Source organism: Duganella qianjiadongensis, assembly GCF_009857915.1.
GTDB lineage: Bacteria > Pseudomonadota > Gammaproteobacteria > Burkholderiales > Burkholderiaceae_D > Rugamonas > Rugamonas qianjiadongensis.
In genome coordinates this window covers 62315-77372 of record NZ_WWCM01000001.1, presented here as the reverse complement: position 1 = coordinate 77372, position 15058 = coordinate 62315, and the positions used below count along the sequence as shown (strand labels likewise).

The window sequence follows — 15058 nt, the reverse complement described above, 5'->3', positions numbered from 1 at the left end:
TTTTTCCGATTTCAATATCGGAATTCTACGATATGTAAAAAATTTCTGCTGTGTGCGTTGAAATGGTTTATTTTATGTTCATCTTGATCAAAAAATAATGTACGCCATGAACAACCACTATCTCGATGTGGCACTCGGGCTTTCCGCCACCTATCTGGCCCTGAGCCTGCTGTGCAGTGCCAGCCGTGAAGCCATCGCCTCGCTGTTCCAGAGTCGCGCCAAAATGCTGCTCGATGGTGTGCTGACGTTGCTGTACGAACCGGCCGGTCTGGCGCTGTTGCGTGGCATCCTACCATCACTGCAGCGGCTATTGCGGCGCGAAGGCGGTTTTGATCTGGCGGCACTGGGCAGTGGCTCGCTGGCGGCGGCGGTGATGCGCCATCCGCTGATTACGGGGCAGGCGCAGGCAGGATGCATGCCGTCGTATATCTCTTCGGCGATTTTTGCCCGCGCCACCATGGATACGCTGCAGCAGCGGCTGGGCGCCCAGACCAGTGCACGGGCCTTACTGGCGCAGCTGAACAATCCGGCTTTGCAGCGCACCCTGCTGGCGCTGCTGGGCGAGGCCGACGATCTGGCGGCGCTGGAGCAGGCGCTGCGCAACTGGTATGACACGGTGATGGCGCGCACCACGGGCTGGTACAAGCGGCGCTCGCAGAGCGTGCTGTTCGGGATCGCGCTGGCGTTTGCTGCGGCGCTGAATATTGACACTTTTGCCCTGAGCCAGCGCCTGTGGAACGACGCAAACACGGCACAGCAAAGTGCCGAACTGGCCAGCCAGTTGTCGGCCCAGCTGGCGAGCCAGATGGCAGCGCAGGCCGGGCAGCAGAATCCGCCGGCCGACGTGCTGCCACCGTCGTCGGCGGTGCTGGGTGCGGCGGCTAGCCAGCTCGATAGCCTGCCCATAGGCTGGCCTGCCGCACGGTTGAGCGGACTGGCAGAAAAGAGCACAGCAGCAGCACTGCTTGCCGTGCTGCTGACCCTGCTGGGCTGGCTATTGACAGCGTTTGCTGCGTCGCTGGGCGCGCCGTTCTGGTTTGACGGGGTGGGCTGGCTGCTGGCCTTGCGCGGCACAGGCGGCCGGCCCGCCAGTACGGTCTCAGGCGAGCGCGCGCAAGGCCAGCGCTAGCACCGCCGGTACGGTCTGGATGAACAGGATGGAGCGCTTGACCGTCAGCGTGCCCCAGATACCGGCAACGGCCACACAGCACAGGCCGAAGATGGTGAACGCTGCGCCCGTGCCAGCATCGGGATGCAGCCAGCCCACGCACAGCGCGGCAACCAGAAAACCGTTGTAGCAGCCCTGATTCGACATGGCCGGGCGCAGCACCTCGGCCTGTTCTTTGCTCAGGCCGAACACGCGCCGCCCGCGTGTGCCGAACAGTACGGTTTCCAGCAGTACGATGTAGACGTGGATCAGGGCGACCAGTGCGGTCACTATCTGGGCTACTAAATGCATAAAGTCTCCTTGGTTAATATTGATATTCGATTATGTCTGCTGGCGCTCAGCCGAGGTAGTGTTCAGCGTTGTTTTTTCGTCAGTGCTATAGTTCGTGCAACATTGGAGAAGTTTATGACTTGGATAGCACTGATACTGGCCGGCTTGCTCGAAGTGGTGTGGGCAGTAGGACTCAAATATACCGAAGGCTTTAGCCGTCCGCTGGCCACAGCGCTGACGCTAGCCGCCATGGCCGGCAGCGTGGGCTTGCTGGGTCTGGCCTTGCGTGGTCTGCCGCTGGGTACGGCCTACGCCATCTGGACCGGCATCGGCACGGTAGGCACGGTCATTTTCGGCATCGTCGCCCTGAACGAACCGGCCAGCGCTCTGCGGCTGGGCTGCATCGCCATGATTATCGGCGGCATCGTCGGCCTGAAACTGACGACTGCCTGATCCGGCAGGTTCAGAAATCCGGATTGCTGCGGCACAGGTAATACCATTCGCAATGGGCGCCAGCGGCCGCATCAGGGAACAGGATGCGGCCATCGAAGGCGGCCAGTTCCACCGTACCATCGGCCCGTACGCCGATCTGCTCACCGGCGCGCACAGGATCGAAACTGGCCCACGGCCGGCTGAACGCATCGTCGGCGTGCTGTTTGTCCACCACCGTCGCCATGCTGAGCGCTTCCATTGCCTGATCAGCGATAGGCTCGGGCGAGGGCGCGTCGATCAGTCCCAGGAAGGCCAGGGTATTCATGATGGCGCGGTAGCCTACTTCGGGTGCTTGCGGATCATCGTGCTGGCCGCATTCGAGCGTGAGCGCATAGCCGCCTACGCTGCGCATGTATTCGGTGGTGCCCATGCCATACCGCAGCACGGTCTGCAGTTCGCTTTGCTGGCGCAGGCGGCGCTGCACACCGGCGCCGTAGGTACGCAGCCAGCCATCGACGAAGCGGCGCACACCGAGCCGGCGCGCCATGGCGCGCTCCTGCAGCTGATGACGGAACGGTTCCAGCGGGCCGTCGTTGTCGCGCGGCCCCACCATGACGAAGGGCTCGCTGTGGGCATTGAACGAGTGCAGGTCGAGCAGCACATCGTGGCGCGCCAGCAGCGGGCAGAGCCAGTTGGCGATGCGGTCCTCGAAGTCCTGCGGCGCATCCTGCGGAAACAGATTGCGGTTCAGATTGCGTTCGCCCGCGCGCTCGCCTTTGGCATAGGCCAGCGGATTGGTGACCGGCACCAGCGTCAGGCTGCCGCGCCGGATCAGCAGGCTGCCATCGTCTAGCATGGCCAGCACGCGCCGGATCGCCCTGGTGCCGCAGGTTTCGTTGCCATGCACGGCGCCGGTAACGATCAGGCGTGGTCCCGGCAACTGGCCGCTGTACTGGTGGGAGACAAATTGCAGGTGGTCGCGGGCGTTCATGGGCGCTGGGCTAGGGTGGCAGATACCGGCTTTATACCATGGCGGCAGCGCTGTATCTATGCCTGTGCTTGGCCTTTTGCTATGATCCGCGCATGACTACTACCACTACCGCGCGCAACGCCGGACTCGATACGCTGCGCGCGCTGGCTATCGCGCTGGTATTTGCCAACCACTACATGCTGTTTGTCAGCGGCGCGCCTACGCTGGGCTGGTTTGGCGAAATCGGCTGGAGTGGGGTAGATCTGTTCTTCGCTTTGAGCGGCTACCTGATCGGCAATCAGATACTGGGCGCGATACGGCGCGGCCAGCAAGGCACTCGCCGGTTTTCTCTGCCCCGTTTTTATGCGCGCCGCCTGCTGCGTACCCTGCCCAATTTCTATGTGGTGCTGGCGCTGTTCGCCTGCTGGCCTTACTTCCGCATGGAGCTGGTGCTGCCGCCGCTGTGGCAGTTCCTGAGCTTTACCCAGAATATCGGGCTGCAGGCGGGAACGGCGTTCTCCCATGCGTGGTCGCTGTGCGTGGAAGAGCAGTTCTATTTCCTGTTGCCCGCAGTGGCTATGCTGATCGCGGCCTGCCGCAAGTCGCTGGTGCTGGCCTGGCTGGCGGTGGCAGCTGCGCTGATCGCCGGTATGCTGATCCGCAGCTACCTGTGGAGGAACCATGTCGCCGTTGCGCCGGACGGCGGCCGCGCGTTTTACACCCTGATTTACTATTCTTCCCTGTGCCGCTTCGACGAACTGGTGATAGGCGTGGCGCTGGCGCTGCTGAAGAACTACCACACCGCTATCTGGGCACGGCTGACGGCGCATGGCAACTGGATGCTGCTGGCCGGTTGCGCGGCGCTGGCGCTGGTGTGGTCGCATTTCCTCGAGAACCATTACGGCTACGCCATGACGGTGTATGGCTACCCATTGCTGGGGCTCAGCTATGCGCTGTTGCTGCTGGCGGCCCTGAGCCCCGGTGCCTTACTGCAGAAGGTGCGCATACCCGGCGCAGCATCGATCGCGCTGTGGTCGTATGCGATCTATCTGGTGCATAAAACGCTGTGCATGCTGCTGCGCGTACCGCTGCAGGCACAAGGCTGGGAGCCTGATCACTGGGCTAGCGTGCTGCTGATGGCCGGTGCCAGCGTGTTGGCCGGCTGCCTGCTATACCAGTTGGTCGAGCGGCCGTTCATGGCGCTGCGCGACCGCTATGTGCCTAGCCATGAAGTGCAGGCTGTCGCACCGTTAGCGGCAGGGATGGAGCGCAGCGGTGCCTAGTTCAGATCGATGACATCGAACGGCGACTGCATGTCGCTCAAAAATGCCATCAGGTTGAGGGCGCGTTCCGGCATTTCGGCGTGGCGGGTAGCGGCTACGGCGGCGCGCAGACCGGGCAGCACTTCCATGATGTGCGGGCTATCGTAAGCGTGCACCAGCAGGGCTGCCAGCTCGCTGGCGCGGCCACGGTTATTGCGCATACGCTCTTCGAGTATGGCGAGCAGGGTGCGCTGCATGCGCGGCGTGGGATTGGTGATGTAGCCGAAGACTAGCGGCGTATTGCTGATGGCGTCGCACAGCCGCTGTTCTATCTGTTCCGGCTTGACGTCGGAAGCGATATCGAAATACGCGCCTTGCCAGCGCGTGCGTTCGTACAGATGGCCGGCAGGGAAGGACTCGGCCGTTTCAAAGCCGAGCAGGTGACTGAGCTGGCGCAGCCAGCGGAGCAGGGTAGGCATCATGGCGGCATTGTAGCCTGAGATGCTTAAGCCCGCTGCCGCCGGCCTTAGTTGCCCTAGCCTGGCTGCTGTTTGACTACGGCCTTGCCTCGCCCTTACTGTGGCGCGTGTTCACCGAGGCGGCCGGCGCGGAAGTCTTCCACTGCCGTATGCAGCTCGGCCTGGGTGTTCATGACGAACGGACCATACTGCGCTATCGGCTCGTTCAGCGGTGCGCCGGCCACCAGTATCAGGCGGGTGGCTACGGCAGCCTGCACGCGCAAGCCATCGGCTTCAGGACTGTTGGCCAGTATCGCCATGCGTCCCGTGGCGACTTCCTTGTCGCCCACCTGCGCCGTGCCCTGATAAGTAAAGACAAAGGCATTGTGGCCGGGCGGGATGGCCTGCTCGAAGCTGGCGCCTGCGGGCAGGTGTATGTCTAGATACAGCGGCTCCGTTACCGGACGCTGCACGGCTCCCGTCACGCCATGGCTGCTGCCGGCGATGACCTTCACTGCCACGCCATCGGGCGTGGTGTAGGCCGGCACCTGCTCGCCATTGAAGTCGCGGTACCATGGCTGACACATCTTGTCCTTGGCGGCCAGATTGAGCCACAACTGGAAGCCTGACATCAGGCCTTCTTCCTGCTCCGGCATTTCGGAGTGGATCACACCGCGGCCCGCGGTCATCCACTGCACACCGCCATTGGTCAGCAGGCCTTCGTTGCCGGCGCTGTCCTTGTGGCGCATGCGACCCTCCAGCATATAGGTCACCGTTTCAAAGCCGCGGTGCGGGTGGCTGGGGAAACCGGCGATGTAATCATTGGCCTGATCGCTGCCGAAGTTATCGAGCATCAGGAAAGGATCAAGCCGGCGCTGCAGCGTCTGGGTCAGGATGCGGTTGATCTTGACGCCCGCGCCATCCATGACGGCCTGGCCGGTGATGATACGTTCGACACTGCGTGCCTGTGTGACTGCTTGCGTCATGTTCTGCTCCCTGTCGGTTTAAACCAGAATGGCGTTGATTTCAGCTTCGGCCTGCGCCTGTGCTTTGGCGACGGCTTCCGGGCCCATGCCCATGCCTTCGGCGAAGACATACTGTACATCGCTCAGGCCCACGAAGTTAAGGAACATCTTGATGTGTGCCAGCTGGGTGTCGGTGGGGCCATCACGGTGCAGGCCGCCGCGCGACAGCGCGACATACACTTTTTTACCGCTCAGCAGACCGACCGGCCCCGTCGCCGTATATTTGAAGGTCACGCCGGCGCGGGCGATGGCATCGAACCAGCTTTTCAGCTGGGTGGTAATGCCGAAGTTGTAGGTCGGTGCGCCGATCACGATCACGTCGGCTGCCTGTACCTGTGCGATCAGGGCATCGTCGAGGGCAACGCGCGCGGCCTGTTCGGCGCTGCGCTGGTCGGCCGGGGTGAACAGGGCGCCCAGTGCGGCTTCGTCCAGCACCGGATGAGGATCGCTGGCCAGATCACGGCGCTGAACCGTCGCTTGCGGATAGCCGGCGCTGATTTTGGCGACCAGAGCGTCAGCCAGACGGGTGGATTCGGAACCGCTGCTGCGGGCGCTGGAATTAATTTGCAGGATGTTCATAAAGCCTCCGGTGTGGGGTGTAGGTTGAATTAAGTGCTGCGATGGGATAACTTTATCAGTTCCATATTCGTGCCAGAAGCCGTTAAAATGGATAACATTAATCCATATATGGAACAATCATGGACATCGATCCCGGCGACCTGCTGCTATTTGCCCGCATAGTGGAATGCGGCAGCTTCAGTCTGGCTGCGCAGCGCGTGCAACTGCCCAAATCCACCGTGTCGCGCCGCATTTCGCTGCTGGAAGCGCAACTGGGCGAGCGCTTGCTGCAGCGTACTACCCGCAAGCTGACGCTGACGGAATTCGGTGCCAGCCTGCTCGAACATGCGCAGCGGGTGGCCGATGAAACCCTGCAGGCGGGCGCATTGGCCCAGCACCGGCAGGGCCAGCCTAGCGGCTTGCTGCGTGTTTCCATGCCGGCCGATTTCGCCAGCCAGACCATGGGCCTGCTGATGGCGCGTCTGCTGCGCGACTATCCGGCCATTTCGCTGGAACTCGATCTGTCGCCGCGCCGGGTTGATCTGCTGGCGGAGAATTTTGATCTGGCTATCCGCATGGGCAATCTGCCGGACGATGCCACACTGGCAGCGCGGGCGATTACCACCAGTTCGATCGCGCTGTATGCGGCGCCTGCCTATGCCAGCCAGCGCGGCCTGCCCGAGCATCCCGATGAATTATTCCAGCACGATCTGCTCAGCCTGCCGCCGCGTCAGGGCGGCATGGTGCACTGGACGCTGGTGCGCGGCAAAACCCGCTGGGAGCGTGATCTGCCGGTGCGGCTGCAGGCCAATTCACCGGAACTGCTGGTACGCATGGCCACTACCGGCATCGGCATTGCCACTTCGACCGAGATGATTGCGGGGGAGCTGATAAGAACAGGAAAGCTGGTGCGGGTGCTGCCCGAGTGGGCATTCCCGCCGGTGACGGCATGGGCGGTGTTCCCCGGGCGCCGGCTGATGCCGGCCAAAACCCGGGTCTTTCTCGACCTGCTGCAAAGCGTGTTCGAGACGCCGGCCGGAGGCAGTGTCTAGCGGCAGTTAGCCATGGTTTCGCCCAGACGCACTGCGGCTGCGGGTTGCCATGCCTGATTGAAGTTGAGCACATCTTTAGGGAACAGCATCACCACGGTGGAGCCGAGCAGGAAGCGGCCCAGTTCCTCGCCCTTCTTCAGGACGATGTTCTGGTCGTCGTACTGCCATTCGCGCACATGGCTGGAGCGCGGCGGGTTCACCACACCATGCCATACGGTGGCCATGCTGCCGACGATGGTGGCGCCCACCAGCGTCATGACGAAGGGGCCGTGTGCGGTGTCGAATACGCAGACCACGCGCTCGTTACGGGCGAACAGGCCGGGAATGCCGCGCGCCGTGGTCGGATTGACGGAGAACAGATCGCCGGGCACGTAGATCATGCGCGTCAGGCGGCCTTCGCAAGGCATGTGGATGCGATGGTAGTCGCGCGGGCTCAGATACAGGTTGGCGAAGCTGCCGTTGCGGAACTGCCCGGCCAGTTCGGCATCGCCGCCAACTAAGGCGGTGGTGCTGAAATTATGCCCTTTGGCCTGGAAAATCTGGTCGTCGTTGATTGCGCCGAACTGGCTGATGCGGCCATCGACCGGGCAGATGAAATCGGCATCGGCCAGCGGACGGGCATCGGGACGCAGCGCGCGCGTAAAGAATTCGTTGAAGCTGCTGTAGTGGCTGATATCGGGATCGAGCGCTTCGGCCATGTTGACGTTGTAGCGCCCCACGAACCAGCGGATCAGCGCGGTGGTACGGCTGCCATTGCGGGCATTGGCCACGCGGCCGGCAAAGTTGGTCAGCGCTCCCTTGGGTAGCAGGTACTGCGGCAGCACGGCAAGACGGTCGGACACGATGGAGCTTTCCTACAAATTAAGATGGCGCATTATAGCGCTACCTGTGGCCGGTTTTGTAAGGCTTAGAGCCTGCTTCCGGTTTTATGCGCGCTGGCGTCTGCGCCGTATCAGCGCCAGCAGGGCCAGACCGGCAGCGAACATGAACGCGCCGGAGGGCTCGGGTACTGCGGAAGGAAGGTTGGTGCTTCCAGCACCGCCACCATTGCCACCTCCGCCAACGGAGCCGGGGTTGCGCCAGCTATCGTCGGAGCCTGTCCAGATTACCGGCGTGCGGCCGGGCAGACGGTTGCGCGGCGTTGCATCAGTATCTGCCTGTACCACCGGTGCAGGGGCTTCGGCCTCCGTCAGCGGTAATCGGGGCGTATCCGGTGCCGATGCAGCTTCCGCCTCGGGGCGCATGGCGGTATGTAATGGCGCCGCGGGGGCGGGCGCCGGTTGCACGGTGCTTGCGGGGGAATGCTGCAAGGGGGCTAGCCCCTCTTGCGGCTTGGCTGCACCAGGCGAGGCGTAATAGGCCGCCTTGCCTTGGGCTGGTGCTTCGAGGCGGGTGATGCGGCTGATATTGCCGCAGATTCGGGGCACAAGTAGGCAGACCTGACCAACGCAATAGACTTTGGCGGGCTCCCGCCGGCTGGCATTCCAGCCCTCGCGTGACACGCTGGAGCATACCGAGGCGGCGCCGAAATGCATGGCGCGGATTTGCGCAGCGTAGCGTTCGCGCCCCGTAATGGCGTCGCGCGTGATGATGACGTTGTCGTCGGGCTGGTTTTCCCCCATCCGTCGCTTGAGTGTGCTGGCTATGGCTGGCGCGATGTCGGTATAGCGGTCTATGGCTGCTGCAATGCTGCCGCGATACGGGTTGCGTCCCGGATGGTCCCAGGAACAGGGCGGTTCGGTTGCAGCGATGCTGGCGCTGGCAAGCGTAATCGCAAGAGAAATGGGCATGACTAGGGCAATGCTGAATCAACCCGCACAGCCCGGCCTGTGCGGCGCGGGCTATGTGGGCAGGTTCGGACGGGCCGCCGTCCGGGCGGCCCGTCCGAACGGGTTATCAGGCAGCTTTTTTGGCGGCGCGACGACGAACCAGACCCAGCAGGCCCAGACCACCGATCAGCATGGCATAGGTTTCTGGCTCAGGCACTGGAGCTGCGGTGTAGTCGTAGCTCACTTTGACGCTGCCGGCGGCCGAAGTGTTGAACTGCGACAGCAGGTTGCCTGCGCCACTACCGCTGGACAGGCCGGTTGCGCCCAGTGCCAGCTTGATGGTACCGCCGCCTGCTTGCGAGAACAGCGCGAAATCGCTAGCCGAAGTCGAGTTGTAGCTTTCGCTGTGGCTGCTGCTGACAGCGCCGGTTTTGACACCCGACGCGCCAGCGAAGTCGATGGCGCCGTCGAATGCGCCCAGATTGTAGGCATTGCTGAACACAGGGTTGGTGACGACGATGGTCGAACCATCAGGACGGGTCAGCTTCAGCAGCGAGCTCAGCGACAGGGTCACTGTCGATGGCGAGGCATCCAGCGATTCAGCTCTGCCGCTGCCGGTGACGGTGCCGCTCAGTTCGAAGGTGATCGAATTGAGCGTGCCCAGATTGGAGTTGAATTTGCCGAACGTTAAAACGTCGTTCCATGCGGTCAGGGTTTCCGCTTTGTCGGCGCTGAAGGAAATGACGTTAGCCTGGGCTGCGCCAGTTGCGCCGAACAGGCCGGCGGTAGCCAGAGCGATGATGATTTTTTTCATGAGGTCCTCGGTAGGGTGGGGTGCTTCGTAAAAGAATTGAAACTATGCGTAACACTTAAATAATAAAGTTGCCTGTAGTTCCATGGCTACCCACCATTCCTGACGGTGTGTGACCAAATGTGACATCACCCGTTCCAGCTAGGCTGATTGGTCCTCCTCGTGACGGATGTCGCCGGCAAAACAGTAGCCGACGGCATGCACGGTGCGCAGGGGAATTTCCAGTTCCAGCTGGCTAAGTACTTTGGCCCTCAGGCGCCGGATCAGCGTGTCCAGCGATCGGCTGCTGTGGTAGTCATCGCGCTGATACAGGCGCGTCAGTATGGTGCGTTTCTGTACGGCGCTACCGGGTTGGGCAGCCAGCAGTTCCAGTAAGTGCAATTCTTTCTGGCTTAGCGCGATAGCCGGTCCCTGGCCGTAGCGCAGTTCCCACTGGGTGAGCGAGATTGCCCAGCTATCCGAGGCGGCTGCCGGCAGGGCGCTGTTTTCGACTGGCGCTGCTGCCTGCAAGCGCGCAGCGACGCTGCGGATGACGGCGGCCAGCTCGCGGCAATCGACCGGCTTGACCAGGTAGGCATCTGCGCCGGACTGGTAGCCTTTGAGTTTATCGTCGATGCCGCTGCGCGCGGTCAGGATGACGATGCCCATTTTGAAGTTGTTGCGCGCATATTCGGCCAGCACAAATCCCTCCTGATCGGGCAGATTCAGGTCAAGCACGGCGATCTGGAAGGCGTTCTGCGGCAGGGCCTGATAAAACTCTGCGGCACTGCCCACGGCAGTGACGGGGGTATGGTTGATGGCCATCCATTCGACTATGCTTTCGCGTAAGTCCGGATCGTCTTCGACCAGTATGACTCTGACAGCTTCATTCACGCGCAATTCTCCTGTTGGGGTACGGGGAGCGTGACGGTGATGCAGGTGCCGCCTTCGCTGCGGTTGCTCAGGCCTATGCCGCCCGCGTGCTGGCTGATGATGCGCAGCACCAGATACAGTCCCATGCCGCTACCTGCCACCATGCGGGTACGGCTGCCCCGGTAATATTTGCCATACACGAGTTCCAGTTCGTGCTCGGGTATGCCGGGCCCCCGGTCGCTGATGGTGATACGCACGCTATCGCCCTGCAGGACCATCTGTATTGCCACCAGAGCGCCAGCCGGGCCGTACTTGATGGCATTGTCGAGCAGGTTGAGGAAGGCTGTTTTGAGCAGTTGGCGGTCGCCCCTGATCTGGCAGGTGGCGGGAATATCGAGTTCGATGCGCGGCAGGCGCTCGCTCCAGAACTGGCTGGCTTCGCCTGCCGTGGCCTGCAGAAATTCCGCCAGATCCAGTAGCTCCATGATAGGACCGATCTTGCTGTTTTCGCGCGGATCGCTTAGCACGGCAGTTTCTGCTACTTCCACCAGCCGTCCTACGGCGCGCTGCATTTTCTCCAGATTCGGTTCCATGATCTGGCGGTCGCCCTGCAGCTTCTGCTGCATGATGTCGAGATTGGTGCGGATGATGGCCAGCGGGGTGCGATATTCGTGCGAGAACATTTCGACGAAACGGGTCTGGGTTTCCAGTGCTTCCTGCTTGGCGCCCAGCGACAGCAGCAGCTGATCTTTAATGCGTTCGAAATACATCAGCAGCAGGCCGGGGAAGAACAGCACGGTGCCGGCCAGTGGAATCAGATAGGCAGTCAGTGCGTGCACGGCTTGCAGGCCGTCCGGATTGACAGCGGGTGGCAGGCTGGACAGGATGACCACGCGACCTATATGGCCTAGCAGCAAGAGGCACAGACCGGAAATCGCCGTCCTGCGGGCGTAGGCGTGGCGGCCATTCTGCGGACCCTGCAGCAGAGTTTGCAGGCACAGCAGAAATATCACGATCAGGCTGGCGCTGCAGAATATTGAACGGGTGTTGAAGCTGGCATCGAGTCCGATCAGTGCTACATAGCCAGCAGTAAAAGCGGCGCCCAGCAGATAGTTGCCATGTACAGTGGAGCGGCCCAGAAAGGCGCGCAAACCTACCCACACCAGTATGCAACCCGCGAAGAGTGAAACATTGCCGGCAATCAGAAAGATGCCGGGCGGACGAGTCGAGCCTACGAGCACTAGCGACATGCCCACCGAAGTGAGTACACCGAATTGCGCCCACAGCCGCGTATAGCGTTCCCCCGGGGCAGCGAAATACACCCCGATCATGATGATGGAAATACAGAACTGGGTAATTGAAAGGGCAATACTAGAAGTGGCGGCATCCATGGAGATAAATCTACTAAGTACGGGGCAGGGGGGCGATGCCGGCAATTTATCACTGATAACAATGTTGTGCATAAATAAATTGATCGGCGTGCCTGAGGTGATGTGCGTCAGGCCCTGTCCGGGTACTGCTCCGTAATGGTGGGCAGATCGTCGCAGCCGGGGAGAATTGCAGCAGCGCCATAATTTCGGCAGCCTGGCAGTTTCGGGGCGGCTGGATGATGCAATCAAGCGCGAGTTGAGCCGGCGAGCATCTGCAGGGGCAGCGGTCTAGGTGTAATTGGCCGACGCCGGAACGTAAAAGTGGTGGCTTTCCTGTCCGGCGCCGGTCGATACCGCTGTCGTTCTATTTAATTCTTATCCTAGTGGGCGCCAGGCCAGGTTTATTTGCTTCGGGCGAACTAATAGCGCGTTAATAGCGCGGTATATTGCAGGATACTTGTCTGTCAGCTTGCATCGGACACCAGTCCGGTTTAATTTGATTGATATTTATCGTATCCGCAGGTGCAATGTATATTCAGCTTATGGTAAATTGCGCGGGTAGATTTTCACCTCAAGATATTTAGTGTGTTAAACCCGTCCTGCCGATAAGAAGGAAATAAAATGACAACCTATCAGGAATACAAAGCCAAGATCGCTGAACTGGAAACTCTGGCAGAAACTGCCCGCAAAAATGAAAAGGCTGCGGCTAAAGAACAGATCCTTTCCCTGATGCGCGAGTTTGGCATCACTATTGCCGAGTTGGGCGCTCCCGGCAAATCCAAATCCGGCAAAAAACGTGCGCCGGTACCGGCCAAATACCGCGATGATGCTACCGGCCAGACCTGGACAGGCCGTGGCCGCGCGCCGAAATGGCTGGAAGGCAAAAACAAGGACCAGTATCTGATTAAATAATAGTTACTGTCAGTCCTAAACGGCGGGTTTATAGCAACTATAAACCCGCTATTGTTGTTTTAGCCACAGGAAACCCGTGATGCAGCCAGCAATGATGTCAGTATTGCAGCATATTTCTCAGCAGATGATCCGGCGATTATCGGGTTTGCCGGCAACGGCAGCGTTAATATCTTCGGCCTTATTGCTTTTAAATTCGCTGCCACTGGCGGCGGCAGAAACTGGCGTAGCTGCGCCGACTCCCCTCTTAATTACTCCGGCCCGGCTGTGGACCGGCGAAGGTGCGCCCCATACTGACTGGTCGGTATTAACTGTCCAGAACAAAATTGTTGCCGTGGGCCCCAGTGCGCAAATCGCTGGAGTAGCAGGTGCCGAGCATATTGTTTTGCCCGATACGACGCTGATTCCCGGCTTGATGGATTTGCATGCCCATGTATTGCTGCATCCATATAATGAAACTTCATGGGACGATCAGGTTTTAAAGGAACAGATCGAATACCGCACGCTGCTGGCCGCGCGTCATGCTGCTGCCACCTTGCAGGCCGGATTTACCACGCTGCGCGATCTAGGCAGCGAGGGCGCGATGTATGCCGACGTGGCCATCAAGAAGGCGATCGACGACGGCGTGATCCCCGGTCCGCGCCTGTGGATAGCCACGCGCGCGATTGTGGCGACGGGCAGCTACGGGCCTTCGCCGCGCAGCTACCGTGCCGATCTCGACCTGCCTAAAGGCGCACAGGAAGCCAGCGGCGTGGACGAAGTGGTGCGGGCCGTACGCGAGCAGAGTGCGCGCGGAGCGGACTGGATCAAGGTCTATGCCGATTATCGCAATGGTCCGGATGGCAGCGCCCATGCCACGTTCACCCAGGCCGAGCTGGATGCGCTGGTGAGTACGGCGCATGCGTCGGGCCGCAAAGTCAGCGCCCACGCCAGTACCGATGAAGGCATGCGGCGCGCCACGCTGGCCGGGGTGGACAGTATCGAACATGGCTATGGCGGCAGCGCAGCCACTTTCCGCCTGATGGCCGAGCGCAAGGTGGCGTATTTCCCCACTCTGACTGCGCCCGAAGCGAGCAGCGAATACTTCCAGAAATACCAGCGCAGCGGCGCGCCGACGCCGTCCATGCAGGCCGCCGCACGGGCCTTCCTGCTGGCCCGGCAGGCCGGGGTGGTGATAGGCAACGGCAGTGATGTCGGTGTATTTGCCCATGGCAGCAATGCGCGTGAACCGGAATGGATGGTCCGGCTGGGCATGACACCGCTGGAAGCCCTGCGCGCGGCGACCGTGGTGAATGCCGAGGTGCTGGGCCAGTCTGCCACGCTGGGCCAGATCCGCGTCGGTTATCTGGCTGATCTGGTGGCAGTGCGCGGCGACCCGACGCGCGACATTAGCGCCTTGCGCGATGTGGTGCTGGTGGTGAAAAACGGACAGCTAGTGCGCCGGCCTTAAAAAAAACCTAAACTTGTACGTGATTCACTAATCCAGACAGCTCGGGTTCGTGCGATGATAGCGCTATGGTAACGCTCCCTTTATTTCCGCTGAATACAGTTTTGTTCCCCGGTGGCCATCTGCCACTGCAGATCTTCGAGGTACGCTACCTCGATCTGGTCAAGCGCTGTATCGAAAACGGCGAGGCTTTCGGCGTCGTGCCGCTGCTCGAAGGCAGCGAGGTGCGCGTACCGGGCCAGCAGGAAAAACTCAGTGGCGCCGGCACCATGGCGCGCATCATCAGCTGGGACGCGCCCGCTGCCGGTCTGCTGAAAATCCATTGCATAGGCACCACGCGCTTCCGCATCCTGTCCTGCGAACAGCAGAAGAACGGCCTGTGGATGGGCGAAGTCGTGGCGCTCAACGATGATCTCGAGGTGCCGGTGCCGAGCGAGCAGCAGGATGTGGCGAATGCGCTGGCAACGCTGATCCGTTCGCTGCAGAAGAAGCAGATTCCTACTGAACGCATGCAACTGGCGCCGCCGTACCGGCTAGACGATGCAGGCTGGGTGGCGAATCGCTGGTGCGAGCTGCTACGGCTCGATATGACGGAAAAGCAGCGCCTGCTGGTGCAGGAGAATCCGCTGGTACGGCTGGAACTGATACAGGATGTGCTGGGCGCCAACGGCCTGCTGGGTTCCGGTGAAATAGCCGGCTAGCCGG

At 61.2% G+C, this 15058-nt stretch carries 17 protein-coding genes; 7 read left to right on the top strand and 10 right to left on the bottom strand.

What is annotated here, in order from left to right; genetic code table 11:
- Positions 1-106 precede the first annotated feature (106 nt).
- A complete protein-coding gene (locus GTP27_RS00410; RefSeq protein WP_161037230.1) occupies positions 107-1129 on the top strand; it encodes a hypothetical protein in 1023 nt (340 codons plus the stop codon).
- Here GTP27_RS00410 and GTP27_RS00405 read toward each other — a convergent pair.
- On the bottom strand, positions 1100-1459 hold the full coding sequence (locus tag GTP27_RS00405) for a DUF1304 domain-containing protein (protein ID WP_161037229.1): 360 nt from the start codon (positions 1457-1459) through the stop codon (positions 1100-1102). The two genes, GTP27_RS00410 and GTP27_RS00405, sit on opposite strands and share 30 nt — an antisense overlap.
- Before the next feature lie 114 nt (positions 1460-1573).
- On the opposite strand from GTP27_RS00405, the gene sugE reads away from it, so the two are divergent.
- On the top strand, positions 1574-1891 hold the full coding sequence (gene sugE, locus GTP27_RS00400) for a quaternary ammonium compound efflux SMR transporter SugE (protein WP_161037228.1): 318 nt from the start codon (positions 1574-1576) through the stop codon (positions 1889-1891).
- Between the two features lie 10 nt (positions 1892-1901).
- Here the strand turns inward: sugE and GTP27_RS00395 are convergent, their stop codons facing one another.
- The gene (locus tag GTP27_RS00395; protein ID WP_161037227.1) at positions 1902-2861 is read right to left on the bottom strand and encodes a M14 family metallopeptidase; all 960 of its coding nucleotides are present in this window, start codon (positions 2859-2861) and stop codon (positions 1902-1904) included.
- Between the two features lie 92 nt (positions 2862-2953).
- Here GTP27_RS00395 and GTP27_RS00390 point away from each other — a divergent pair, with 92 nt between their 5' ends.
- Positions 2954-4123 (top strand): acyltransferase family protein, encoded by a 1170-nt coding sequence (locus tag GTP27_RS00390; protein ID WP_161037226.1) that lies wholly within the window; start codon positions 2954-2956, stop codon positions 4121-4123.
- On the opposite strand, the gene GTP27_RS00385 is transcribed toward GTP27_RS00390, so the two are convergent.
- The 3 genes from GTP27_RS00385 to GTP27_RS00375 all read right to left on the bottom strand — a co-directional run bounded on the left by GTP27_RS00385 (position 4120) and on the right by GTP27_RS00375 (position 6164).
- Positions 4120-4584, bottom strand: coding sequence for a hypothetical protein (locus GTP27_RS00385; RefSeq protein ID WP_161037225.1), 465 nt, complete (start codon positions 4582-4584; stop codon positions 4120-4122). The genes GTP27_RS00390 and GTP27_RS00385 overlap by 4 nt on opposite strands.
- Before the next feature lie 92 nt (positions 4585-4676).
- Complete coding sequence (locus tag GTP27_RS00380) at positions 4677-5546, bottom strand: pirin family protein (RefSeq protein ID WP_161037224.1); 870 nt, start codon at positions 5544-5546, stop codon at positions 4677-4679.
- Positions 5547-5564: 18 nt separating this feature from the next.
- Positions 5565-6164, bottom strand: coding sequence for an FMN-dependent NADH-azoreductase (locus GTP27_RS00375; RefSeq protein WP_161037223.1), 600 nt, complete (start codon positions 6162-6164; stop codon positions 5565-5567).
- 119 nt (positions 6165-6283) lie between these two features.
- Between GTP27_RS00375 and GTP27_RS00370 the strand changes: the two genes are divergently transcribed.
- A complete protein-coding gene (locus GTP27_RS00370; protein ID WP_161037222.1) occupies positions 6284-7195 on the top strand; it encodes a LysR family transcriptional regulator in 912 nt (303 codons plus the stop codon).
- Here GTP27_RS00370 and asd read toward each other — a convergent pair.
- From asd to GTP27_RS00345, 5 genes are all read right to left on the bottom strand, one after another.
- Positions 7192-8037 carry an archaetidylserine decarboxylase gene (gene asd / locus GTP27_RS00365; protein WP_161037221.1) on the bottom strand — a complete coding sequence of 282 codons (846 nt, stop codon included), beginning with the start codon at positions 8035-8037 and terminating at the stop codon, positions 7192-7194. The genes GTP27_RS00370 and asd overlap by 4 nt on opposite strands.
- 84 nt (positions 8038-8121) lie before the next feature.
- Positions 8122-8985: an MHFG family PEP-CTERM protein gene (locus GTP27_RS00360; protein WP_161037220.1), complete on the bottom strand. Its 864-nt coding sequence runs from the start codon at positions 8983-8985 to the stop codon at positions 8122-8124.
- Between the two features lie 106 nt (positions 8986-9091).
- Positions 9092-9778, bottom strand: coding sequence for a choice-of-anchor E domain-containing protein (locus GTP27_RS00355; RefSeq protein WP_161037660.1), 687 nt, complete (start codon positions 9776-9778; stop codon positions 9092-9094).
- A gap of 138 nt (positions 9779-9916) precedes the next feature.
- Entirely contained in the window at positions 9917-10648 is a 732-nt protein-coding gene (locus GTP27_RS00350) for a response regulator transcription factor (protein WP_161037219.1), read from the bottom strand.
- The gene (locus GTP27_RS00345) at positions 10645-12018 is read right to left on the bottom strand and encodes a sensor histidine kinase (RefSeq protein ID WP_161037218.1); all 1374 of its coding nucleotides are present in this window, start codon (positions 12016-12018) and stop codon (positions 10645-10647) included. The genes GTP27_RS00350 and GTP27_RS00345 overlap by 4 nt, the downstream gene beginning before the upstream one ends.
- Before the next feature lie 600 nt (positions 12019-12618).
- Between GTP27_RS00345 and GTP27_RS00340 the strand changes: the two genes are divergently transcribed.
- From GTP27_RS00340 to GTP27_RS00330, 3 genes are all read left to right on the top strand, one after another.
- On the top strand, positions 12619-12909 hold the full coding sequence (locus GTP27_RS00340; protein ID WP_161037217.1) for an H-NS histone family protein: 291 nt from the start codon (positions 12619-12621) through the stop codon (positions 12907-12909).
- 382 nt (positions 12910-13291) lie between these two features.
- A complete protein-coding gene (locus GTP27_RS00335; RefSeq protein WP_229633256.1) occupies positions 13292-14356 on the top strand; it encodes a metal-dependent hydrolase family protein in 1065 nt (354 codons plus the stop codon).
- A 65-nt stretch (positions 14357-14421) separates the two neighbouring features.
- Positions 14422-15054 carry an LON peptidase substrate-binding domain-containing protein gene (locus GTP27_RS00330; RefSeq protein ID WP_161037216.1) on the top strand — a complete coding sequence of 211 codons (633 nt, stop codon included), beginning with the start codon at positions 14422-14424 and terminating at the stop codon, positions 15052-15054.
- Positions 15055-15058: the final 4 nt, after the last annotated feature.